This window comes from Tsuneonella aeria (genome assembly GCF_009827495.1).
GTDB lineage: Bacteria > Pseudomonadota > Alphaproteobacteria > Sphingomonadales > Sphingomonadaceae > Tsuneonella > Tsuneonella aeria.
Genome location: NZ_WTZA01000001.1, coordinates 1947372 through 1968189 on the forward strand (window position 1 = coordinate 1947372; position 20818 = coordinate 1968189).

Annotated in this window: 20 protein-coding genes; 15 read left to right on the forward strand and 5 right to left on the reverse strand. The window is 67.2% G+C overall.

Going from position 1 to position 20818, the window contains the following annotated elements; translation table 11 throughout:
- Positions 1-37 precede the first annotated feature (37 nt).
- From GRI40_RS09600 to wecB, 10 genes are all read left to right on the forward strand, one after another.
- Positions 38-1306, forward strand: coding sequence for a glutamate-5-semialdehyde dehydrogenase (locus GRI40_RS09600; RefSeq protein ID WP_160611107.1), 1269 nt, complete (start codon positions 38-40; stop codon positions 1304-1306).
- A 116-nt stretch (positions 1307-1422) separates the two neighbouring features.
- The gene (locus GRI40_RS09605; protein ID WP_160611108.1) at positions 1423-2085 is read left to right on the forward strand and encodes a nicotinate-nucleotide adenylyltransferase; all 663 of its coding nucleotides are present in this window, start codon (positions 1423-1425) and stop codon (positions 2083-2085) included.
- A gap of 57 nt (positions 2086-2142) precedes the next feature.
- Positions 2143-2577, forward strand: a complete 435-nt coding sequence (gene rsfS, locus GRI40_RS09610; protein WP_160611109.1) for a ribosome silencing factor — start codon at positions 2143-2145, stop codon at positions 2575-2577.
- A gap of 47 nt (positions 2578-2624) precedes the next feature.
- Positions 2625-3047: a 23S rRNA (pseudouridine(1915)-N(3))-methyltransferase RlmH gene (locus GRI40_RS09615; RefSeq protein WP_160611110.1), complete on the forward strand. Its 423-nt coding sequence runs from the start codon at positions 2625-2627 to the stop codon at positions 3045-3047.
- A gap of 20 nt (positions 3048-3067) precedes the next feature.
- A complete protein-coding gene (locus tag GRI40_RS09620; RefSeq protein ID WP_160611111.1) occupies positions 3068-4294 on the forward strand; it encodes a murein hydrolase activator EnvC family protein in 1227 nt (408 codons plus the stop codon).
- 86 nt (positions 4295-4380) lie between these two features.
- Positions 4381-5718, forward strand: coding sequence for a S41 family peptidase (locus GRI40_RS09625; RefSeq protein WP_160611112.1), 1338 nt, complete (start codon positions 4381-4383; stop codon positions 5716-5718).
- 16 nt (positions 5719-5734) lie between these two features.
- The gene (locus tag GRI40_RS09630) at positions 5735-6205 is read left to right on the forward strand and encodes a disulfide bond formation protein B (RefSeq protein WP_160611113.1); all 471 of its coding nucleotides are present in this window, start codon (positions 5735-5737) and stop codon (positions 6203-6205) included.
- Positions 6202-6720 carry a demethoxyubiquinone hydroxylase family protein gene (locus GRI40_RS09635; RefSeq protein ID WP_160611114.1) on the forward strand — a complete coding sequence of 173 codons (519 nt, stop codon included), beginning with the start codon at positions 6202-6204 and terminating at the stop codon, positions 6718-6720. The genes GRI40_RS09630 and GRI40_RS09635 overlap by 4 nt, the downstream gene beginning before the upstream one ends.
- Positions 6721-6807: 87 nt before the next feature.
- Positions 6808-7386 (forward strand): hypothetical protein, encoded by a 579-nt coding sequence (locus GRI40_RS09640; RefSeq protein WP_160611115.1) that lies wholly within the window; start codon positions 6808-6810, stop codon positions 7384-7386.
- 76 nt (positions 7387-7462) lie between these two features.
- Positions 7463-8653: a non-hydrolyzing UDP-N-acetylglucosamine 2-epimerase gene (wecB, locus tag GRI40_RS09645; RefSeq protein WP_160611116.1), complete on the forward strand. Its 1191-nt coding sequence runs from the start codon at positions 7463-7465 to the stop codon at positions 8651-8653.
- Positions 8654-8859: 206 nt separating this feature from the next.
- Here wecB and galE read toward each other — a convergent pair whose 3' ends face one another.
- Genes galE through GRI40_RS09665 form a run of 4 tightly spaced genes read right to left on the reverse strand, consistent with a single transcriptional unit; the run spans position 8860 to position 13562 of the window.
- Entirely contained in the window at positions 8860-9885 is a 1026-nt protein-coding gene (galE, locus tag GRI40_RS09650; protein WP_160611117.1) for a UDP-glucose 4-epimerase GalE, read from the reverse strand.
- Positions 9886-9916: 31 nt separating this feature from the next.
- On the reverse strand, positions 9917-11227 hold the full coding sequence (locus tag GRI40_RS09655) for a UDP-glucose dehydrogenase family protein (RefSeq protein ID WP_160611118.1): 1311 nt from the start codon (positions 11225-11227) through the stop codon (positions 9917-9919).
- A 42-nt stretch (positions 11228-11269) separates the two neighbouring features.
- Positions 11270-12283 carry an NAD-dependent epimerase/dehydratase family protein gene (locus GRI40_RS09660; protein WP_160611119.1) on the reverse strand — a complete coding sequence of 338 codons (1014 nt, stop codon included), beginning with the start codon at positions 12281-12283 and terminating at the stop codon, positions 11270-11272.
- A 4-nt stretch (positions 12284-12287) separates the two neighbouring features.
- Complete coding sequence (locus GRI40_RS09665) at positions 12288-13562, reverse strand: nucleotide sugar dehydrogenase (RefSeq protein ID WP_160611120.1); 1275 nt, start codon at positions 13560-13562, stop codon at positions 12288-12290.
- Positions 13563-13680: 118 nt separating this feature from the next.
- Between GRI40_RS09665 and GRI40_RS13710 the strand changes: the two genes are divergently transcribed.
- Positions 13681-14268 carry a sugar transferase gene (locus tag GRI40_RS13710; protein ID WP_202390178.1) on the forward strand — a complete coding sequence of 196 codons (588 nt, stop codon included), beginning with the start codon at positions 13681-13683 and terminating at the stop codon, positions 14266-14268.
- The gene (locus GRI40_RS13715; protein WP_202390179.1) at positions 14265-14885 is read left to right on the forward strand and encodes an acetyltransferase; all 621 of its coding nucleotides are present in this window, start codon (positions 14265-14267) and stop codon (positions 14883-14885) included. The genes GRI40_RS13710 and GRI40_RS13715 overlap by 4 nt, the downstream gene beginning before the upstream one ends.
- 7 nt (positions 14886-14892) lie before the next feature.
- Here the strand turns inward: GRI40_RS13715 and GRI40_RS09675 are convergent, their stop codons facing one another.
- Positions 14893-16071, reverse strand: coding sequence for a DegT/DnrJ/EryC1/StrS family aminotransferase (locus GRI40_RS09675; RefSeq protein WP_160611122.1), 1179 nt, complete (start codon positions 16069-16071; stop codon positions 14893-14895).
- Between the two features lie 88 nt (positions 16072-16159).
- Here GRI40_RS09675 and GRI40_RS09680 point away from each other — a divergent pair, with 88 nt between their 5' ends.
- From GRI40_RS09680 to GRI40_RS09690, 3 genes are all read left to right on the forward strand, one after another.
- Positions 16160-17287, forward strand: coding sequence for a glycosyltransferase family 4 protein (locus GRI40_RS09680; protein ID WP_160611123.1), 1128 nt, complete (start codon positions 16160-16162; stop codon positions 17285-17287).
- 106 nt (positions 17288-17393) lie between these two features.
- A complete protein-coding gene (locus GRI40_RS09685) occupies positions 17394-19364 on the forward strand; it encodes a polysaccharide biosynthesis protein (RefSeq protein WP_160611124.1) in 1971 nt (656 codons plus the stop codon).
- A complete protein-coding gene (locus tag GRI40_RS09690) occupies positions 19365-20801 on the forward strand; it encodes an O-antigen ligase family protein (protein WP_160611125.1) in 1437 nt (478 codons plus the stop codon). It abuts the gene before it with no gap.
- Positions 20802-20818: the final 17 nt, after the last annotated feature.

A 20818-nucleotide genomic window follows, 5' to 3' on the forward strand; every position in this document is an offset into this window, starting at 1 on the left:
CGCTGGCGCTGTCCCCCTTCGGTGCTAGGATCAACGCATGAACACCGCAGGCACGCACGATCCCGTCGCTACAATCGAAGCGCTGGCGCTCGGCGCGCGTGCCGCGCAAGCTGATCTTGCCGCCATGCCGGGAGAGGGCCGCGCATCCGCGATCCGCGCCGCTGCTGCCGCGCTGAGGGAAGATTCGGAAGCCATTCTGGCGGCCAATGTCCGGGATATGGCGGCCGCGCAGACCGCGGGGTTGAGCCCGGCGCTGCTCGACCGCCTCCTGCTCGACGACGCGCGGCTTGCAGGCATTGCCGACGCGGTGAACGCGGTCGCCGACCTTCCCGACCCCACGGGGGAGGTGATCTCGCGCGACGTGCGGCCCAATGGCCTCGTGCTGGAGCGTGTCCGCATTCCCATCGGCCTCATCGGCATCATCTACGAAAGCCGGCCCAACGTGACCGCCGACGCGGCGGCGCTGTGCGTGCGCGCCGGCAATGCGGTGCTGCTGCGCGGAGGCAGCGAAGCGGTGCATTCCAATCGCGCGATTCACGCTGCGTTCGCCCGGGGACTTGCGTCCGCTGGCGTGCCGGCCGCCGCCGTCCAGCTCGTCCCCTCGCAGGATCGGGCTCTGGTGGGCGCCATGCTGGGCGCGGCCGGCCTCATCGACATGATCGTCCCGCGCGGCGGCAAAGGTCTCGTCGCGCGCGTGCAGGCCGACGCGCGGGTGCCGGTCCTCGCGCACCTCGACGGCATGAACACGACATATGTCCACGCGGCCGCCGATCCGGGGAAGGCCGACGCCGTGGTCATTGATGCCAAGATGCGCCGGACGGGGATTTGCGGCGCGATGGAAACGCTATTGATTGACGCCGCTTTCCCCGGGGCGGGCGCCGTGCTCGCAGGCCTGATGGCCGCCGGATGCGCCCTTAGGGGCGACGCGCGGGCGCAGGCCATCGACCCGCGGATCGGGCCAGCCCATGACGCGGACTGGGACACGGAATATCTCGATGCCGTGCTCTCGGTGGCTATCGTCGACGGGCCGGATGACGCCATGGCGCACATCGCGCGCCACGGGTCGGGGCATACCGATGTCATCATCACCGAAGACGCCGCGGTGGCGGAGTGCTTCCTGGCCCGCGTCGATTCGGCGATCGTGATGCACAACGCCTCCAGCCAGTTCGCCGACGGCGGCGAGTTCGGGCTCGGTGCGGAGATCGGCATTGCGACGGGCCGGCTCCACGCGCGGGGCCCGGTGGCGCTGGAAGGGCTCACGACCTACAAGTGGCTGGTCCGGGGAAGCGGGCAGGTTCGCGGCTGACCCGCCGCGCAAGGGATATGGTCGGCATGCAGCTCAACCGTCTCGGATCGACCGGACCGCTCCGCCTGGGGCGCAGCGATCAAGCCGTGCCGCCGCGCCGGACGCCTGCCTGATCCATGAAGCGAGACGGTCCGCGAACGGGATTGCTGGGCGGCAGCTTCAATCCGGCGCATCGCGGCCACCGGGCGATCAGCCTGGCGGCGATCGCGGAGCTGGGGCTCGACGAAGTGTGGTGGCTCGTCTCGCCCGGAAATCCGCTGAAGCCGGCGGCCGGGATGGCGCCGCTGGAAGCGCGCTTCACCTCCGCCCTTGAACAGGCGCGCCGCGCTCCCATTCGCGTGACCGCGATCGAGCGGGAGCTCGGCACGCGCTACACGGCGGACACCCTGCGCGCCCTGCGCCGCCGCTTTCCCGCCCGGCAGTTCGTGTGGCTGATGGGGGCGGACAACCTCGCCCAGTTCGACCAGTGGCGCGACTGGCGCGGCATTGCGCGCAGCATGCCGATTGCGGTCTTCGCCCGGCCGGGTTACTATCGCCAAGCCACCGCGAGCCACGCGGCGGCCTGGCTGCGGCGCTTTTCGGCGACCGCGTCCAGTCTCAAGCACTCGCGCAGATGGAGCGCACCGGCCCTGGCCTATCTCGATCACGATCCCGATCCGATCTCGGCAACGGCGATCCGCCGCGCCGATCCGGACTGGGCTTCGCGGCTGTCAGGCACGGGCTTGCGCGACGCGGTCACACACGCCTTGATATGTGACGGGGAAACCACGCGGCGATGACGCGCGTTATCCCTGCGATGAGACAAGTCCCTTGCTTCAGGAGCACGCATCACGCCTATGAATCAGGCGCATTCGGCGACGGCCACTGCCGGCGCACCGACCCGGGCCGCCATGCCCCAGACTGATCCAGCCAGCGAGCGTCCGGCCGACCGCCTGCACGCGCTGGTGATGGCCCAGCTTGACGACGACCAGGCGCAGGACATCGTCTCCATCCCGCTCGCCGGAAAGAGTTCGATCGCCGATTACATGGTGATCGCGGCCGGGCGATCGACGCGCCAGGTGGCGGCAATGGCCCAGAAACTGGCCGAGCGGGTCAAGAAGGAAGGCTTCGGTGCCGCACGGGTCGAAGGGCTGCCCGCGGCGGACTGGGTGCTGATCGACGCGGGCGACGTTGTGGTTCACCTGTTCCGCCCGGAAGTCCGCAGCTTCTACAACCTGGAACGCATGTGGGGCTTCGGCGACGAGAAGCCGGCGGCGGAAGGCGCGGCCTGACGGTCGGGCGACCACTGCCAGTTCTCGGCCCCGGCGCCTGAAGACCGATGCTGCTGCACGTTATCGCCCGCGGCAAGATCGGGCGCTCGCCCGAAGCGGAGCTCGTGGCACGTTACGAAAAGCGGCTGCAATGGCCGTTCCGGCTCACCGAACTCCCCGACGCGGGCGGCCGCGCACCTGAACCTGCGGCCCATTCGCGCACCGTCTTGCTCGACGAGCGCGGGCGGCAGCTTTCGAGCGAGGCCCTGGCGGCGCAACTCGCCCGCTGGCGCGAGGAAGGGGTGCGGGAGGTGCGCTTCGTCCTCGGCGCGGCGGATGGTCATGCGGAGGCTGACCGCGCAAGCGCCGATCTCCTGCTGGCGATGGGCGCGATGACCTGGCCGCACCTGCTCGCCCGCGCGATGCTGGTGGAGCAGCTCTATCGCGCGACCACGATTCTGACGGGACATCCCTACCATCGCGGCGGCTGATCGGGCACAAGCGCCCTGCAATGAAGCCTGCCCGTGCCCTGATGGTCCTGATGCCGTTCGCCGCACTGGCGGCCTGGTGGCACACCGCGCCGGCCGGTGCGCAGGTCGCGGAGGCAAATCCTGACGCGGCCGAACTGCGCGACGCGCTGGTCCGGGCCCAGGCCCAGTCCCGCAGCGCCGCGGTGCGCGCCGCGCGGCTGGAGGCCAGCGCGCAAGGGGTGGAGGCCGCCGCAGACAGTACCGCACGGGAGGCAGCAGCGCTCGCCGCCCGCATCCAGCAGTCCGAAGCCGGGGTGGCAGCGGCCGAAGCGCGAATGGGTATCGCCCGCCGCGAAAGATTGGCGCTCGACCGCCGGTTGGCGGAGCGCCGGACCCCGCTGGTGCGCCTCACCGCCGGGCTCCAGAGGCTCGCGCGCCGTCCGCTGGCGGTTGCCATCCTGCGCCCCGGATCGCTGCGCGACACCGTCTATTTGCGGGCCATGCTGGATGCGAGCTTGCCCGAAGTGCGCCGCCGCACCGCCGCGGTGCGCGCCGAGCTCGCGCGGGCGCGCCAGATCGAAGCCGATGCCGAGCGGGCCGCGCTCGCCCTGGCGGAGGAAAGGCGGCGCCTCGCCGCGCGCAGGCAGGAGCTTGCCGCGCTCGAATCGCGCCAGCGGCTCGCCTCCCGCGCAGCCAGCGGCGCCGCGGCGCGCGAGGCGGAGCGGGCGCTCGCGTTGGGGGAACAGGCGCGCGACCTCGATTCGCTGGCGGCCGAGCTCGACCGCGCAGGGTCTCTGCGGCGCGAACTCGCTGCACTCCCCGGACCCACCCTGCGGCCATCGGGAGGAGCAGGCATCCGCGCGCCCGAAGCCGCGCTGCCGGTTTCTCGGCCCGCGACGCTCGCGTACCAGCTGCCGGTGGCGGGACGCATCGTCAGCGGTTTCGGCATGCGGGACGACAGCGGCAGCCGCACGCGCGGCATCGCGCTGGCTGGCGCCCAGGGCGCGCAAGTCGTTGCGCCGGCCGCGGGGCGGGTGGCCTTTGCCGGCCCCTTTCGCGGGTTTGACCGGATCGTGATCATCGAGCACGCAGGCGGTTACACCAGCCTGGTCACCGGCCTCGCCCGGGTGGACGTGGCGGTGGGTGAAACGCTCGTGGGAGGGGCGCCGCTCGGCGTGGCGGGGGCAGGCACGGCCCGCGGCGCCGTCATCGGCCTGGAGCTGCGCAAGGATGGCACGCCGGTCAATCCCGCACTCCTGCTCCGCTAAGCCTCATCTGGCGTTAACAGCGCGCGCGCGATAAGGTCGGTCGATCGTTCCGCAGACCCCCGATCGCCGTATCGCAGGAAGCCGCCATGAATTTCGCCGCTCTCGTCCGTTCCGCCGCGCTGGTCAGCGCGGTCGCGCTGCTGCCCGCGACGACCGCCGGGCTTGCCCAGGTCGATGGCCGGGCCGGGCCGGAGTTCGCCAAGCTGTTCGCGGTCTACCAGCGGATCAAGGCGAGCTATGTCGAGCCGGTCGACGACGACAAGCTGATCCGCGGAGCGATCGACGGCATGCTCGCCAGCCTCGATCCGCACTCCGGATATCTCGACGGCGGCGATCTCCAACGCCTGGAGACGATGATCGACGGGAATTATTCCGGCCTCGGCCTCTCGGTGGTGATGGAAGACGGGGCGGTGAAGGTCATCAGCCCGTTCAAGGGCAGTCCGGCAGACAAGGTGGGCATCAAGGCGGGCGATTATATCACCCACCTCGACGGAAAGCTGGTTTACGGGGGCGAGCTTGACGATGCCGTGGCGCAGATGCGCGGCGTCGCCGGCAGCACCATCCGCCTGACGATCTTCCGCACCGGCCGGGAAGAACCGTTCGACGTCACCGTCACCCGCGGCGTGATCGAGCTGGAACCGGTGACGCACAAGCTGGAAGCCGGCGGCATCGGCACGATTTCGGTCAACGAATTCAGCCGCGACGTGGGCTCCGACGTGTTCGCCGCCTACAACGACCTGAAGCGCGAAGCCGGCGGGCGGCTGAACGGCCTTGTGCTCGACCTGCGGCAGAACCCGGGCGGTTCGCTCGACGAGGCTGTTGCCCTGTCGGACTTGTTCCTGGAAAAAGGGCAGATCGTGTCGCAGCGCGGGCGCGCTCGCGGCGAATCGATCGTCTACAATGCCGAAAGCGTGTTCAAGGGCGACATGGCCAAGGGCGTCCCGATCATCGTGCTGATCGATGCTGGGTCGGCTTCCGCCAGCGAGATCGTCGCCGGCGCGCTCAAGGACCAGAACCGCGCGGTGGTGATGGGCGAACGCAGCTTCGGCAAGGGCAGCGTGCAGACGCTCCTCCCGCTCGGCCAGACCGCCGCGCTCAAGCTCACTACGGCGCGCTATTTCACCCCGTCGGGCCATTCCGTGCAGGAAGGCGGCATCACGCCCGACATCCAGGTGCCGCAGCTGTCCGATCCGGACCTCGCCAAGCGTGAGAAATTCCGCCTGCGCGAATCCGACCTGCGCGGGCATCTCGTCAACGAAGCCGCTCTCAAGGACGAGGAACTGGAAAAGGACCGCAAGGACGATCCGCGCTTCCAGCAGACTGCCGAACAGCTGAAGGCGAAGGGCATCGAGGATTTCCAGCTAAGCTATGCGCTGGATACCCTGCGGCGCACCACCCCCAGCGCGATGGCGCGCGCCAAGTGACGGCCGCACCGCGCAGATGACGCCGCCATCCCCGTCGACCTTGCTGGCCCAGCGGCTGGCCCTTGCCGTGCCCGCCCTGCTGCTGGGCGGTGCGTACGTGTCCCAATACGGTTTCGGGCTTCCTCCGTGCGAGATGTGCTGGTGGCAGCGCTACCCGCACTTCGCAGCGGTCGGCCTGGCGCTCCTATCGACCGTGGCGCAGCCGAGACGGCTGTGGATCGCACTCGCCGCGATTGCCATCCTGGTGTCGGGCGGAATCGGGGCATTTCACGCGGGCGTCGAATACGGCTGGTGGGAGGGCCTGACCGCCTGCAGCACGGTCTCCCTCGGCGGCGGCGATCCGCTCGATGCGATCATGAATGCGCCGCTGGTGCGTTGCGACGAAACACCGTGGAGCCTCATGGGCATCTCGCTCGCCGGGTGGAATTTCCTCATCTCGGCGGTGGCCGGGATCGCCATACTCCTGTTGTTGAGGCGCAAGGCATGACGACCGACCGCAAACGGATGGTTCGCGTGGACCAGGCAGGCGAATACGGCGCCACCCGCATCTACGCCGGGCAGTTGGCGGTCATGGGCAACCGCGCACCGCATTCCGGCGAGATTGCCGCGATGGCACGGCAGGAGGCGGACCATCATGCCCGCTTCAACGCCCTGATGGCCGCGCGCGGGGTGCGGCCGACGGCACTGCAGCCGGTCTGGTCCGCCGCGGGCTTCGCGCTTGGCGCCGCGACGGCGCTGATCGGTCCGGAAGCCGCGATGGCCTGTACCGCCGCCGTCGAGGAGGAGATCGACCGCCATTATTCGGCGCAGCTCGACGAGCTGGAGAAATCCGGCGACGATCCCGAGCTTGCCGCGATGATCTCCGAATTTCGCGAGGACGAGCGCGAGCACAAGGCGGCGGCGCTGGCCGCCGGTGCGGAGCGCGCACCCGCTTACCCATTGCTGTCGGGCGCAATCCGGCTCGGCTGCCGCATCGCCATCCGCCTGTCGGAAAAGGTGTGAGGGAACCGGCCGCGCCACTGGTGCGCTTCAGCAGGTGTTCAGTGCCGCACGCCCCTATTCGGGCGCACATTGCCAAGGATTGATCCCATGACCCGCCGTTTCATCGTGCTGCCCCTGCTGGCTCTCGCCGCCCTTGCCGCGCCGGCGACGGCACAGGATGCCGGTGGCGACAAGGTCCGCATGGTGATCGTCTACGGCGACGACGCGGTTGCCGCACCGCAGGGTGACGAGATCGTCGTGGTCGCGCGCCTGCCGGAGGCCGACCGCTATCGCATTCCCGAAGTGCTCCGCTTCAGCGACGATCCGGCCAACATGGCGTGGGCGCGGCGGGTCGAAAAGCTCGACATGCTGGGCAGTTTCGGCACGATGTCCTGCTCGCCTGCCGGGGCTGGCGGCTTCACCGGCTGCACGCAGCAGTTGATCAATGCCGCCTTCGCCGACCGGCGCGACGGTGCGGAAGCGCGCTTCAGCGACCTCATCGCAGCCGCGCGCGCCGAACGCCTATCGACCATCGATGCCGATGCAGCGGAAACCCAGGCCCGCGTCGAGAGCTTGGAAAAGCAGTACATGGAGCGGCTCGAAAAGGAGCGCGAGGCTGCGGTGCCCGGTGAAACCGCGCCGTCCGGAGCAGACGCGTCTACACTCGCGCAGCCGCCCGAGGATTGACGCCGCGCCGCCTGGGGTCAATGCCGCGTAGCGCCGGCCATTGCCAGCCAGTTGTGCGGACCCTAGTCCGCCCGCCATGACAGTTCCGATCAAGATTCTTATCGTGTTCGGCACCAGGCCCGAAGCGATCAAATGCTTCCCGCTGGTTCACGCGCTCGACGCCGACCCGCACTTCGATGGACGCGTATGCGTATCCGGGCAGCACCGCGAAATGCTGGACCAGGTGCTCCAGATAGCTGGGATCGTCCCGCATCACGATCTCGATCTTATGCGTCCCGACCAGACGCTCGATTCGCTGAGCGCGAGCCTGCTCACGGGCATCGGCCGAGTCCTCGATAGCGAGAAGCCCGACTGGGTAGTGGTTCAGGGCGATACAGCAACCGCAATGGCCGGGGCGCTCGCCGCATACTACCGGAAAATCCCAGTCGCTCACGTCGAAGCAGGCCTGCGCAGCGGCAACATCCACCACCCGTGGCCCGAAGAAGTGAACCGCAAGATTATCGGCAGTTTCGCTTCGCTGCACTTCGCGCCGACCGAGACGGCTGCTGCAGCACTCCGGAGGGAGAACGTGGATCCCGCGATCATCCATACGACCGGCAATACGGTAATCGACGCGCTGCACTGGGTGACCGCCCGGATCGCCCAGGAGCCGCAGTTAGCGGCAGGCTTGCGAGAAATCGAGCAACGCTTCGCCGGCAAGCGCATCGTCGGCATGACGAGCCACCGGCGGGAGAATTTGGGCGAGGGCATGGAAGCGATCGCCTCGGCAGTTCGCCGTCTTGCCGACCGTCCCGATGTGGCCGTCATCTTCCCCGTCCATCTCAATCCCAACGTGCGTGCCGTGATGAACCAACGGCTAGCGGGTCTCGATAACGTCGCGCTCATCGAACCGCTCGATTACCCGCACTTCGCGCGTCTGCTCGCGATCAGCACCCTGATGCTGACCGACAGCGGCGGGGTGCAGGAAGAAGCGCCCGCGCTCGGCAAGCCGGTGCTCGTGATGCGCGAGACGAGCGAGCGCCCCGAGGGCGTCGAAGCGGGAACGGCGAAGCTGGTGGGTACCGATGCCGATCGGATCGTGGTCGAGACCGTCCGCCTGCTCGACGATCCGGCGGCCTACGAGGCGATGGCGCGCGCCCACAACCCATTCGGCGACGGCCATTCCGCCACTCGCATCGTCAAACTGCTGGCTGCGCGTTTAGGGAGAAGCTCAATCGCGCCCAAAGCTGATGTATTCGAAGCCGACGGCGCAAATGACGGGGCATAGTTTGTGCGCAGATCGACCAGTACCGGGCCATTGGCTAGATTCTTGATGCGCTCGAAGTCCAGCGCGCGAAACGCGTCCCATTCGGCGACGAGAGCTGCGGCATCGGTCTCGCGACCGCAATATTAACTTTGGCTGAACCCGTATGCTGGCTCACTCCTCAGTCGCCAGGCGCGACAGGGTCGAGCCCTCTTCTGAGTGAGCGCCGATTACGCTTGCTCAACCCTGATCTCGCTCAATCGCTCTTCCCATGCCAGCGCGTCGCGGACGATGGTATCCAGGTCGTCGTAGCGCGGCACCCATGGTAGAGTCTGGAGAATACGCGCGTTGTCGGACACCAGGCGGGCCGGGTCGCCCGCGCGGCGCGGCTCCAGCCTGCGCTCGATGGAGCAGTTGGTGACGCGGTCGACCGCGTCGAGCACGTCCATCACCGAAAAGCCCCGGCCATAACCGCAGTTCATCTGCAGCGAACGCGTCGGTTCGGCGATCAGTGCCGAAAGCGCATCGACATGTGCGGCGGCGAGATCCGAGACATGGATATAATCGCGCACACCCGTTCCGTCGGGGGTGTGGAAATCGGTCCCGAATACCGAGACGCGATCGCGCTTGCCCAGCGCCGCCTCGACCGCGACCTTGATGAGATGCGTGGCGCCAGCGGTGGACTGGCCGGTGCGGCCCTGCGGATCGGCGCCCGCGACGTTGAAATAGCGCAGCGCGCAGTAGTTGATCGGGTGAGCGAACGCGGTGTCGGCGAGCATGCGCTCGGTCATGAGCTTGGACCAGCCATAAGGGTTGATCGGGACCTGCGGGCAGTCCTCGTTCACCCGATCCACATCGGGCACGCCATAGATCGCCGCGGTGCTGGAAAAGATGAAATGCGGCACGCCCGCGGTCACCGCCGCCTCGATCAGCGCGCGGCTCTTGGCGGTGTTGTTGTGATAGTACTTGAGCGGGTTCTCGACCGATTCAGGCACCACGATCGATCCGGCGAAGTGCATCACCGCTCGGGTACCTTGCGCGGCGAAAATCCGTGCCAACAGCGCCGTATTCTCGATATCGCCTTCGAAAAATGGCACGTTCTCGGGCACCGCGAAGCGAAAGCCCGTGGAAAGATTGTCGATCACCGCAACGGGGTGCCCCGCCTCGCGTAAGGCGAGTACGGCGTGACTGCCGATATAGCCGGCACCCCCGGTGACGAGGACCGGGCAGGCGGCGGGTTCGAAAACGTTGGCCATCTTTCCTATTTTTCTGCGATGAGGCCGCGCGCTAGTCGCGCCCGATGCTGCTATAGGCGAAGCCGGCAGCGCGCACCTCTTCCGGGCGATATATGTTGCGCAAGTCCACCAGCACCGGCGCCTTGGCCAGTTCCTTGACGCGATTGAAATCGAGCGCGCGAAACGCGTCCCACTCGGTGACGATCGCAACCGCATCGGCATCCCGGATCGCGTCGTATGGGCTGGTGCACATTTCCACCAGGGGCATCAGCGGGCGGGCCTGTTCCATTCCTTCGGGATCGTAGGCCGCGACTGTCACGCCGGCATCGGTGAGCGTCTGGGCAATGGCGATTGCGGGGCTGTCGCGCATGTCGTCGGTGTTCGGCTTGAAGGTCAGGCCCAGCAAGGCGACCTTCTTCCCCCGCGCGCCCTCGAGCCCGCCGATCGTATCGAGGACCTTGCGGCCCATCGCGCGCTTGCGGCTTTCATTGACCGCGACCACCGCCTCGACGATTCGCACCGGGCTGGCGTAATCCTCGGCGGTCTTGAGCAGCGCGAGCGTGTCCTTGGGAAAGCAGCTGCCGCCATAGCCGGGGCCGGCGTGGAGGAACTTGGGGCAGATGCGGTTGTCCATGCCGATCCCGCGGCTCACGTCCTGTACGTTGGCGCCCACTTTCTCGCACAGATCGGCCATCTCGTTGATGAAGGTGATCTTGGTCGCGAGGAAGGCGTTGGCGGCGTACTTGATCAGTTCGCTCGACCTGCGGCTGACGAACAGCATCGGCGATTCATTGAGGAACAGCGGGCGGTAAACCTGGCGCATCACCTCGCGCCCGAATTCGTCCTCGGCGCCGATGACGATGCGGTCGGGCCTCTTGAAGTCCCCGATGGCGGCGCCCTCGCGCAGGAACTCGGGGTTGGAGACGACCGACACGCGGTGCCGGGAGCCGGTCTCCGAGATAATGCGCTCGACTTCATCGCCAGTCCCGACCGGGACGGTCGATTTCGTCACCACGACGGTGTCCTGCTCGAGGTTCTCGCGCACTTCGCGCGCGACCGCGTAGACAAACGACAGATCCGCATGGCCGTCACCACGCCGGCTCGGCGTACCGACGGCTACGAACACGGCAGCCGCGCCGCGGATGCCTTCGGCGAGGTCGGTGGTGAACGAAAGCCGGCCGGCCTTGACGTTGGTTTCGACCAGCGCTTCGAGACCGGGCTCGAAGATCGGCATTACCCCGGCCTCGAGCAGATCGATCTTCGAGGCATCCTTGTCGATGCACACAACCTCGTGGCCGAAGTCGGCGAAGCAGGCGCCGGAAACCAGACCGACATAACCTGAACCCACCATCGCGATCTTCATTACACCCTCTTTATCTTGGTTGTTCCTGCGCCGACCAAATGATCAGACGCGATAGTATTCGCGGTACCAGGAAACGAACTGACTGATGCCGTCCTTGATACCTGTCCGCGGGCGATACCCGGTCAGTTGCTCCAGCAAGGTCGCGTCCGCCCAGGTGGCAGGCACGTCGCCTTTTTGCATATCCATGTAGTGGCGTATCGCCTTACGGCCACACTCCTCCTCGATCGCGTCGACGAAGTCTTCCAGCCGCACTTTGTCGTTGTTGCCGATGTTGACCACGCGAAACGGGGCAGCTGGGCTGAGGCTGTCCCAAGAATCGATCATTCCTGCGTTCTCGGGAAGCACTGGGGCCGCGTCGATCAGCAGACGGATGCCGCGTACCAGATCAGTGACATAGGTGAAGTCGCGGAACATCTCGCCGTGATTGTAGACGTCGATCGGCGTCCCCTCGAGGATTCCCTTGGTGAACTTGAACAGCGCCATGTCGGGCCGGCCCCAGGGACCGTAAACCGTAAAGAAGCGGAACATCGTGACCGGCAGGTTCCACAAGTGGGCATAGGAGTGGCCCATGCTCTCGGTCGCCTTCTTGGTCGCGGCATAGAGCGTGAGCTGGGTGTCGCACTTCTCGCGCTCGTGGAACGGCATGTTTTCGTTTGCGCCGTAGACCGAACTCGTCGAAGCCATGAGCAAATGCTCGACGCCCAGTTCGCGGGCACATTCCATTACGTTGAATGTGCCGACGATATTGGCTTCGACGTAAGCTCGCGGGTTTTCTAAACTATAGCGAACGCCGGCCTGTGCGGCGAGATGGACGATGACGTCCGGCTTCTCGGCTAGTGCAAGCCCGCGCAGCTTGTCGAAGTCCTCTAGCATGCCGACGTGCGCCGAAAAGTGCTGGTTCTGTAGCAGCATCTGGTGCCGCCGCTCCTTGATTCGCACGTCATAGTAATCCGTCATGCCGTCGTAACCGACGACAGCGAATCCCTCGTCGAGCAGGTGCTGCGAGAGGTGAAAGCCGATGAACCCGGCGCTGCCGGACACGAGAACCTTGCGCATCGCTCTAGAGCCTCCAGTCCGCGTCGGCGCCGAGCACGCCTTTCAGGTCCGCCAGCGTGCCGCCTGGCGCCACGGTTGCTCGCAGGGCATCGGTCGACATGGCGAGGTAGTCGCGATGGGGCACGGCGAGCACCACGAGATCGTAGCTGCGGGACATGGCATCATAATCAAGGGTGAGGCCGTATTCGTCGTGCGCTTCGCGAGCGTCCGCTTGCGGGTCGTGGACGGTCACTCCGTGTCCGAGGCTCACAAGTTTGGCGACGAGATCGGCAACTTTCGAATTGCGCAAGTCAGGCACGTTCTCCTTGAAAGTCAGGCCAAGCATGAGCACGCTTCCCGTTCGCTCTTTGCGCGCCTGATGGAGCCGCTCCGCGACCCATTGGGCCATGCCATCGTTCGTGGTCCGCCCGGCAAGGATAACGCGCGGGTGGTGACCGAGCTGCTCGGCGCGGTGCGACAGGTAGTAGGGATCGACGCCGATGCAGTGTCCCCCAACCAGCCCGGGCTCGAACGGCAGAAAATTCCATTTCGTACGCGCCGCGGCGAGGACATCCCCCACCGACAGGTCCATTCGGGCGAAAATCTGGGCGATCTCGTTCATGAAGGCGATGTTGATGTCGCGCTGGGCGTTCTCGATCACCTTGGCCGCTTCGGCAGCCCGGATCGACGCGGCACGGAACACGCCGCCCGACGTTACTGCGCCATAGAGGTCGGCAACCCTATCGAGCACCTCTTCGGTCTGGCCGGAGACGACTTTGGTGATGCGGTCGATGGTGTGTTCGCGGTCGCCGGGATTGATCCGTTCCGGGCTGTAGCCGAGGAAGAAGTCCGTGCCGCACGACAGGCCGGATTCGCGTTCCAGGATGGGCCCGCAGATGTCTTCGGTGACGCCGGGATACACGGTGCTCTCGAACACCACGATCGGGCGCTTGCCGGCTGCCACTGCCGGGCCGAGGAGCTGGCCCACCGAGCGGGAGGCCGCTTCCACGATCGACAGGTCGGGGCGGTTTTCCGCACCGATCGGTGTGGGAACGGTGACGATGTAGAAATCGGATGGCGGGCAATCGGCCAGCGCGTCGGTCAAGGACAGGCTCGATGCCGCCAGGCAATCGGCGTCGATCTCGCGCGTGCGGTCGTGATGGGCACGCAGTTCCTCGACGCGCCGGGCATCGACATCGAACCCGCATACCGTGAACTGCTTCGCCAGCGTGACGGCTAACGGCAGCCCGACATATCCCAGGCCGAGAACGGTGACAGTGGTGGTGGAATCGTTCTGCATTGGCGCGTGCCGGTCGGACCCATCTGAAAAGCCCCGCGCCCTTACGGGTGTCCCGTCGGCAGCGCAACCGCACTTCAGGATTGAAGGCCGGCGCGGGCCCGGGCTATGTCGCGCGGCAATGAAGCGAGCGTTCGACATCGCCGTGGCGGCCGCGGCCCTGATCGCATTGAGTCCGCTGCTGCTCGTCGTGGCGCTCGTCGTGCGAATCAAGCTGGGCAGCCCGGTCCTTTTTCACCAGGTCCGTCCCGGCAGGGGCGGGCAGCCGTTCAATATGGTCAAGTTCCGCAGCATGACCGATGCACGCGGGCCCGACGGGCAGCTACTGCCCGACGCGGACCGACTGCCGGCATTCGGGCGCCTGCTCCGCTCGACCAGTCTCGACGAACTGCCCGAGCTTTGGAACGTCCTCAAGGGCGACATGAGCCTGGTTGGCCCGCGACCGCTGCTAATGGCCTATCTGCCGCTCTATTCGCCCGAACAGAACCGCCGGCACGAAGTGCGTCCGGGGGTTACCGGCTGGGCGCAGGTCACCGGCCGCAACGCGCTCACCTGGCCGGAAAAGTTCGCCGCCGACGTCTGGTACGTCGACAACCGCTCGTTCCTGCTCGACCTCAGGATCCTGTGGCTCACGGTGAAGGCAGTGCTGCGCCGCGACGGGATCGCGTCCACGGGCGAAGCGACCATGCCCCGGTTCACCGGCAATTGACCTGTCCGGGACCGACATTCGGCATCTTCGGCAGCGGCGGCTGCGGCCGGGGGATCATGCCGTTGCTGCCCGATCGAGCGCGCGCCGTTTTCGTGGAGGACGCGCCGACGGTGGCAACCGTCAATGGCCAGCGTGTGATGGCATTGCAAACCTTTGCCGCGATGCCCGATCCGCGCATCGTGGTGGCGGTGGCCGACCCTGCCGCCCGCCGTGCGATCACCCGGCGCTGCGCGGATGCGGGCCTTGCATTCTTCGACGTCTGCGCAACCGACCTGCTGGTGATGGACGACGTTTCTTGGGGCGAAGGGTGCCTCTTTTCGTCGCGGTGCACCCTGACGAGCAACATCCGCATCGGATCGCATTTCCATTGCAATATCGCCTCCTATGTCGAGCACGATTGCCGGATCGGCGATTTCGTGACCTTCGGCCCGGGCGTGCGCTGCAACGGCAACGTCACGATCGGCGACGGGGCCTACATCGGATCGGGCGCGATGATCCGGCAGGGCATCACCATCGGCGAAAGCGCCACGGTCGGGATGGGCGCAGTCGTCGTGCGCGACGTGGCGCCGAACACGGTCGTCGCCGGCAATCCCTCGCGCCCCCTCGCCGGGCGGTGAGCGGGCGCTAGCGAACTGCCTCCGCCAGGACGCCGGTCACGGTGGCCACGACCCGCTCCACATCCGCGTCGGTCATCGTCGGGTGGGTCAGGAACATCAGGCTCGTCTCGCCGAGTTCGACCGCCTCGGGAAGGCGCTGGGCCGGACGCCACGGCGTGCCATCGAACGCCTTTTCGCGATAGACTTCCGAACAAGAGCCTTGGAACAGCGGGACCCCGCGGCGCACCGTCTCCTCGACAATCCGGTCGCGCGTCCAGTCTGGCTTCAGCCCTTCTGGGCGGACGTAGGCGTAGAAGCGATACCAGGCGTGGGTGCAGCGGGCGTCCGGCACCGGCACCCGCACCGCGTCGGAGAAGCGCGCCAATGCCTCGCGATAGGTTGCGGCGATGGCCGTGCGGCGGGCGCGCCAGCGATCCATTCGGCCGAGCTGGATGCGGCCGATCACGGCCTGCATCTCCATCATCCGCCAGTTTGTGCCGAAGCTTTCGTGCAGCCAGCGAAAGCCCGGGGGATGCTCCCGCTCGTAAACCGCGGCGTACGATTTGCCGTGATCCTTGAAGGCCCACATCGTTCGCCACAGCTCTTCGTCGGCGCATGTGACCATGCCGCCTTCGCCGCCGGTGGTGATGATCTTGTCCTGGCAGAACGACCACGCCCCGACCGCGCCGAAACTGCCGACCGAGCGCCCGTCGATCCGCGCGCCGTGGGCCTGCGCGCAATCCTCGATCACCGCGATCCCGCGCGGCTCGGCCAGCGCGCCGATGCCCTCCATGTCGCACGGCCACCCCGCCAGGTGGACGGGGATGATCGCGCGGGTCCGTTCGCTCAGCACTTGGGCGATCGTGGCGGGCGAGATGTTGCCGCTGTCCCGGTCGACGTCGGCGAATACGGGAGTCGCGCCGGCGCTGACGACGCTCGACACCGAAGCGATGAACGTGCGCGGGGTGACGACGACCTCGTCCCCCGGGCCGATGCCCAGCGCCTTCAAGGCGAGGTCGAGCGCCAGCGTCCCGTTGGCGACCGCGACGGCATGGGAACAGTCGGCAAAGGCCGCGAACTCGCGTTCGAACGCGCGAGTTTCCTCCCCCGTCCAGTAGTTGACGCGGCCCGAACGGATCACCGCGGCAACGGCGTCGGCTTCTTCCTCGTCGTACGCAGGCCAAGGGGCTATCAATGTGCCGAGCATTGCCGCTCCGAAAAAGGCAGCGATGCACCGGGTGCGGGTCCGGACGCGCCGTTGCGTTGGAAAAATGGACTGACTAGGGGGCGGTCAGATGACGGCGCGCACCATCCTCGTCAATGCTTCATTCGCCCCTTCGCTGCTCGGTTTTCGCGGACCGCTGCTGCGCCGGATGGTGGCGGGCGGCCATCGCGTGCACGCCAGTGCGCCGGGGCTGACGGATGATATCGCCGTGAAACTGCGCGCGATGGGCGTGACGCCGCATGACGTGTTCATGCAGCGCACCGGCCAGAACCCCCTGGCCGACCTCGGCTACCTCCGGCGCCTTTTCGCCCTGATCCGGGCGCAGAAGATCGATCTGGTGCTGGGGTACACGATCAAGCCGTGCGTTTGGAGTTCGCTCGCGGCGAAGCTGGCGGGGGTGGAATCCGCGTCGCTCGTCACCGGGCTCGGCTATGCCTTCATCGACAGCGGCAGCGTGCGGCAGTCGGTGGTCCGGCGGCTATCGATCGCGCTGTGGCGCGCCGCGACCGCGGCGAACCGGGTGGTGATCTTCCAAAACTGCGACGACCGCGACGACTTCGTGGCCGCCGGCGCCCTGGCCGATCCCGCCAAGGCGCGGCTTGTCGACGGTTCCGGGGTGGACATGGCGGATTATCCGCGGACCCCGCTGCCGCCCAGGGCGCGCTTCCTGATGATCGCGCGGCTGCTGGGCAACAAGGGTGTGCGCGAATATGCATCCGCCGCTGCCCGGCTGATCGCCGGCGGAAGCACTGCGCGTTTTGCGCTCGCCGGGTTCTTCGACGAAGGGCCCGACGGCATTCCCGAAAGCGAAATGGCCGAATTCCAGCGGGCGGGCGTCGAATATCTTGGCCCTCTGTCCGACGTTCGCGGAGCGCTCGCCGATTGCAGTGTCTATGTCCTTCCGTCCTATCGCGAAGGCATGCCGCGCACCGTGCTGGAAGCGATGGCGAGCGGCCGCCCGGTGGTGACCACCGACGTGCCCGGCTGCCGACAATCGATCGTCGAGGGCGAAAGCGGTTTCCTGGTGCCGCCTCGAGACAGCGACGCGCTGGCCGCGGCGATGGCACGGCTGGCGCAAGACCCGGACTTGCGCGAGACGATGGGGGAGGCGGCCTATCGCCGCTGCGCCGACGTTTACGCGGTCGACCGCGTCAACGACGCCATGATGGCGCATCTCGGGCTGGCATCCGCAGCATGAGCGTGCTTCATCGCCCATCAATCTGGCGGAATGGAAAGGGGCGCGTTTCCCAGCCCGAGTGGTGCGGGAAGCCCAGAACAACAGGGCGCGACGATCGGGGCGGCAGATGAGCGGGCAATACAACAACTGGTTCGTCGCGAAGGTGGCGCCGCTGGTGAGCGCGACCCTGCGGTCCAGTCGCCGCGTCAAGAAGGTCGTCGCCGCGTCCAGCGACGTGCTCGCCGCGTTGATTGCGAGCTGGCTTTCGTTCGCACTGCGCCTCGGCACGTTCGAGGTCGTGACCCAGCCGTTTGCGATCTTCACCGCGACCGCCACGGTCGCCTCGCTGGCCGTGTTCGCCTATTGGGGCGTCTACAACAACGTCTTCCGCTTCCACGGACCCAAGGGCTTCAGCCAGATCGCTCGGGCGTGCCTGACGGTGATGGTGCTGCTGGTGATCGTGTTCGGCTTCATCAGCATGCGGGGGGTGCCGCGCACCGTCAGCGGGATCTTCCCGATCATCCTGTTCGTCACCGTCGCGGTCAGCCGGATCGTTGCCCGCTTCGTCCTCGTCGAGATGCTCGAGGGCGGAGAGGCGCCCAAGCGCGTGGCGATCTACGGTGCCGGCACCGCCGGGCGTCAGCTCGCGATCTCGCTGCATCACGAACGCGGCTATCGCCTGGTCACGTTCGCCGACGACGAACCCTCGCTCCACGGCCAGCGCCTGGAAGGAACGCCGATCTCCAGCGGCGCAGCGCTCGAAAAGCAGCTCGCAGAATCGCAGCTCGACCTCGTCCTCTTGGCAATGCCCGGCATTACCCACAGCGAACGAGCGCGGATCGTCAGCAGGCTGAAGGCTTACGAGGTGCACGTCCAGTCGCTTCCCGGGATCCATGCGATGGTCGCCGGCGAGGTTTCCATTAACGACTTGCGCGAAATCGACATCACCGAACTCCTGTCGCGCGAACAGGTGCCGCCCGACGTCGCATTGATGGAACGCGCCATCGCCGGGCGCACGGTACTGGTGACAGGTGCGGGCGGATCGATCGGCAGCGAGCTGTGCCGCCAGGTCGTGCGCCTGCGACCCACCCGGCTGATCATGTTCGACATGACCGAGGCCGCGCTGTTCGAGATCGACAGCGAATTGCGGCGCATCTCCGCGGCGGAGGGCCTGACCGTCGATGTCGTCGCGGAACTCGGTACGCTGGTGAACCGCGATGCGGTCGACCGCCTGTTCGCCCGCTACCGGCCGCAGACGGTGTTCCACGCGGCGGCTTACAAGCACGTCCCGCTGGTCGAGAGCAATCCGGTCGCGGGCGTGCACAACAACATTTCCGGCACGCTCTATTGCGCGCTCGCCGCGATGGAAGCGGGGTGCGACCGCTTCGTTCTCGTCAGCACCGACAAGGCCGTCCGCCCGACCAACGTCATGGGTGCCAGCAAGCGGGTGTGCGAGCTGATCCTCCAGGCGCTCGCCGCGCGCGAAGGATCGGTGACGGTCTTTTCCATGGTCCGGTTCGGCAACGTGCTCGGCTCGTCCGGTTCGGTCGTGCCCCACTTCCGCCGCCAGATTGCCGAAGGCGGGCCCGTTACGCTCACCGACAAGGCCGTGACGCGCTATTTCATGACGATCCCGGAGGCTGCCGAATTGGTCATCCAGGCCGGCGCCATGGCATCCGGCGGCGAAGTCTATCTGCTGGAGATGGGCGAATCCGTGCGCATCCACGATCTGGCCGTGTCGATGATCCGGCTGTCCGGCCGCTCGGTGCGCGACGCCGCCAACCCCCAGGGCGACATCGAGATCGTCGAGATCGGACTGCGGCCGGGCGAGAAGCTCTACGAGGAACTTCTTGTCGAAGCCGAAGCCCGGCCGACCGACCATCCGCGAATCTATCGCGCGCACGAACAGCTCGTGCCGTGGGACGAACTGCGTCGATCGATCGCTGCGCTGGAAGAAGCGGCGCAGCGTGCCGACGGCGCGACCATTAAAGGCTTGCTTGCGCAACTGGTCGACGGGTATGCGCCCGCCGCCGACGCCCGGACCGCCGGCGCGGTCCGCCAGTTGTCTCCGTCGAACACGCAAGCCAGGGCTTCCTGAATGATCGCCAATCGGGATTCACGCAGTGCGGCGGCGTTCGGTGCGCGCGCCCGGCTGCTTGCGATGGTGGCGTTCTTCGTCGTGGTCGCTCTGACCGGTGGCGGGGCGCGGGCCGATATCCTTTCGCTGGTGGTCCTGCGCCCGCTCGCCGTGCTGTTTGCGGCCTACGCGATCATGGCCGCGCCGCGCGGTTCGCTGGCCCGGGTCGGCGGTCCGCTGGCGCTGGCGGGGTTTCTCGCGATCATCGTGGCCGTGCAACTGATCCCGCTGCCCCCGGGCCTGTGGCACGCCCTGCCCGCGCGCGAAGCGGTCGTGCGGATCGATGCGCTTGTGGGGATGGAGAGCGCGTGGCGGCCGCTCACCCTGTCGCCGGCGGGGACGTGGAACGCGCTGTTCTCGCTGGCCATCCCGGTCGCCGCCATCCTTCTCTACGGCGCGCTCGAACCCGGCGACCGCTTCGTCGTCATCAAGCTCTGGCTCGGTTTCGCTGTCGCCAGCGCCTTGCTCGCGATCGCGCAGCTGCTCGGCAATCCGGAGGGGCCGCTGTATTTATACGCGGTGACCAACACAGGGGAGCCGGTGGGGCTCCTGTCCAATGCCAATCATCAGGCGGTCCTTCTCGTCTCGGCAATTCCGCTGGCCGCGTTCTGGGGCAGCCGGCGCGACCGCAGGAACAAGGCGAAACTGCTGCCCGGTTCCCTGATGGCGGCATTGTTCCTGTTCGTCGTGGTGCTGACCGCCTCGCGCGCCGGCCTCGCGCTGGCGATACCGGCCACGGCGATTGCCTTCGCCGTGCTGCTCCGCTCTGCTCTGGCGGGGCTCGCCGAACGGCGTCCTGCGTCGCCGGGGAGGCGGCCGCTGCCGCGAAGCGTGGTCCTGGGCGGGGCGGTGGCGGCGACGATCGCGGTTGCCGGTGCAGGGCTGTTTGGCCTGGCGAGCCGGGCCAGCGGCCTGGCGGCCGTCGTCACCACCAGCGCGCAGGACGAGATGCGCTTCAAGGCTCTCCCGACGCTTCTCGAGATGCTTGGGCGCGTCTGGGCTCTAGGCACCGGCGCGGGATCGTTCGACAAGGCCTACAAGATGTTCGAGCCGATGGGCGCGCTGTCGCGGTATTACCTCAACCATGCGCACAACGACTGGCTAGAGGTTCTGCTCGATCATGGCCTCCTGGGCCTCGCGGCGTTGGCGATCATGGTCGTGTGGGTGGTGCGGTCGGCCGCGCGACTGTGGCAGGTGCGGAGCCTGACCACGCTCGAACGCGTCGCGCTGGCATTCCCGCTCGCTGCCGTCGCCGTATCGTCCTTGGTCGACTATCCGATGCGGGTGCCCGTAGCGGTGACCTTGTTCGTGCTCCTGGTTCTCGCCATGCGCGACGGTGCGGTGATCGCGGCGATGCCGCGCGCCTCAGGTGGAGGCAGGGCCGGCCGCCCGGGCTGAAAGTCTGCCCTATCAAG

Coding starts and splice junctions, on each gene's coding strand:
- GRI40_RS09660 (WP_160611119.1), bottom strand. CDS start 12,283: ATGCGCAAGGTTCTCGTGTCCGGCAGCGCCGGGTTCATCGGCTTTCAC.
- galE (WP_160611117.1), bottom strand. CDS start 9,885: ATGGCCAACGTTTTCGAACCCGCCGCCTGCCCGGTCCTCGTCACCGGG.
- GRI40_RS09680 (WP_160611123.1), top strand. CDS start 16,160: ATGACGGCGCGCACCATCCTCGTCAATGCTTCATTCGCCCCTTCGCTG.
- GRI40_RS09635 (WP_160611114.1), top strand. CDS start 6,202: ATGACGACCGACCGCAAACGGATGGTTCGCGTGGACCAGGCAGGCGAA.
- GRI40_RS09655 (WP_160611118.1), bottom strand. CDS start 11,227: ATGAAGATCGCGATGGTGGGTTCAGGTTATGTCGGTCTGGTTTCCGGC.
- GRI40_RS09630 (WP_160611113.1), top strand. CDS start 5,735: ATGACGCCGCCATCCCCGTCGACCTTGCTGGCCCAGCGGCTGGCCCTT.
- GRI40_RS09675 (WP_160611122.1), bottom strand. CDS start 16,071: ATGCTCGGCACATTGATAGCCCCTTGGCCTGCGTACGACGAGGAAGAA.
- GRI40_RS09690 (WP_160611125.1), top strand. CDS start 19,365: ATGATCGCCAATCGGGATTCACGCAGTGCGGCGGCGTTCGGTGCGCGC.
- GRI40_RS09615 (WP_160611110.1), top strand. CDS start 2,625: ATGCTGCTGCACGTTATCGCCCGCGGCAAGATCGGGCGCTCGCCCGAA.
- rsfS (WP_160611109.1), top strand. CDS start 2,143: ATGAATCAGGCGCATTCGGCGACGGCCACTGCCGGCGCACCGACCCGG.
- GRI40_RS09665 (WP_160611120.1), bottom strand. CDS start 13,562: ATGCAGAACGATTCCACCACCACTGTCACCGTTCTCGGCCTGGGATAT.
- GRI40_RS09600 (WP_160611107.1), top strand. CDS start 38: ATGAACACCGCAGGCACGCACGATCCCGTCGCTACAATCGAAGCGCTG.
- GRI40_RS09605 (WP_160611108.1), top strand. CDS start 1,423: ATGAAGCGAGACGGTCCGCGAACGGGATTGCTGGGCGGCAGCTTCAAT.
- GRI40_RS09685 (WP_160611124.1), top strand. CDS start 17,394: ATGAGCGGGCAATACAACAACTGGTTCGTCGCGAAGGTGGCGCCGCTG.
- GRI40_RS09625 (WP_160611112.1), top strand. CDS start 4,381: ATGAATTTCGCCGCTCTCGTCCGTTCCGCCGCGCTGGTCAGCGCGGTC.
- GRI40_RS13710 (WP_202390178.1), top strand. CDS start 13,681: ATGAAGCGAGCGTTCGACATCGCCGTGGCGGCCGCGGCCCTGATCGCA.
- GRI40_RS09640 (WP_160611115.1), top strand. CDS start 6,808: ATGACCCGCCGTTTCATCGTGCTGCCCCTGCTGGCTCTCGCCGCCCTT.
- wecB (WP_160611116.1), top strand. CDS start 7,463: ATGACAGTTCCGATCAAGATTCTTATCGTGTTCGGCACCAGGCCCGAA.
- GRI40_RS09620 (WP_160611111.1), top strand. CDS start 3,068: ATGAAGCCTGCCCGTGCCCTGATGGTCCTGATGCCGTTCGCCGCACTG.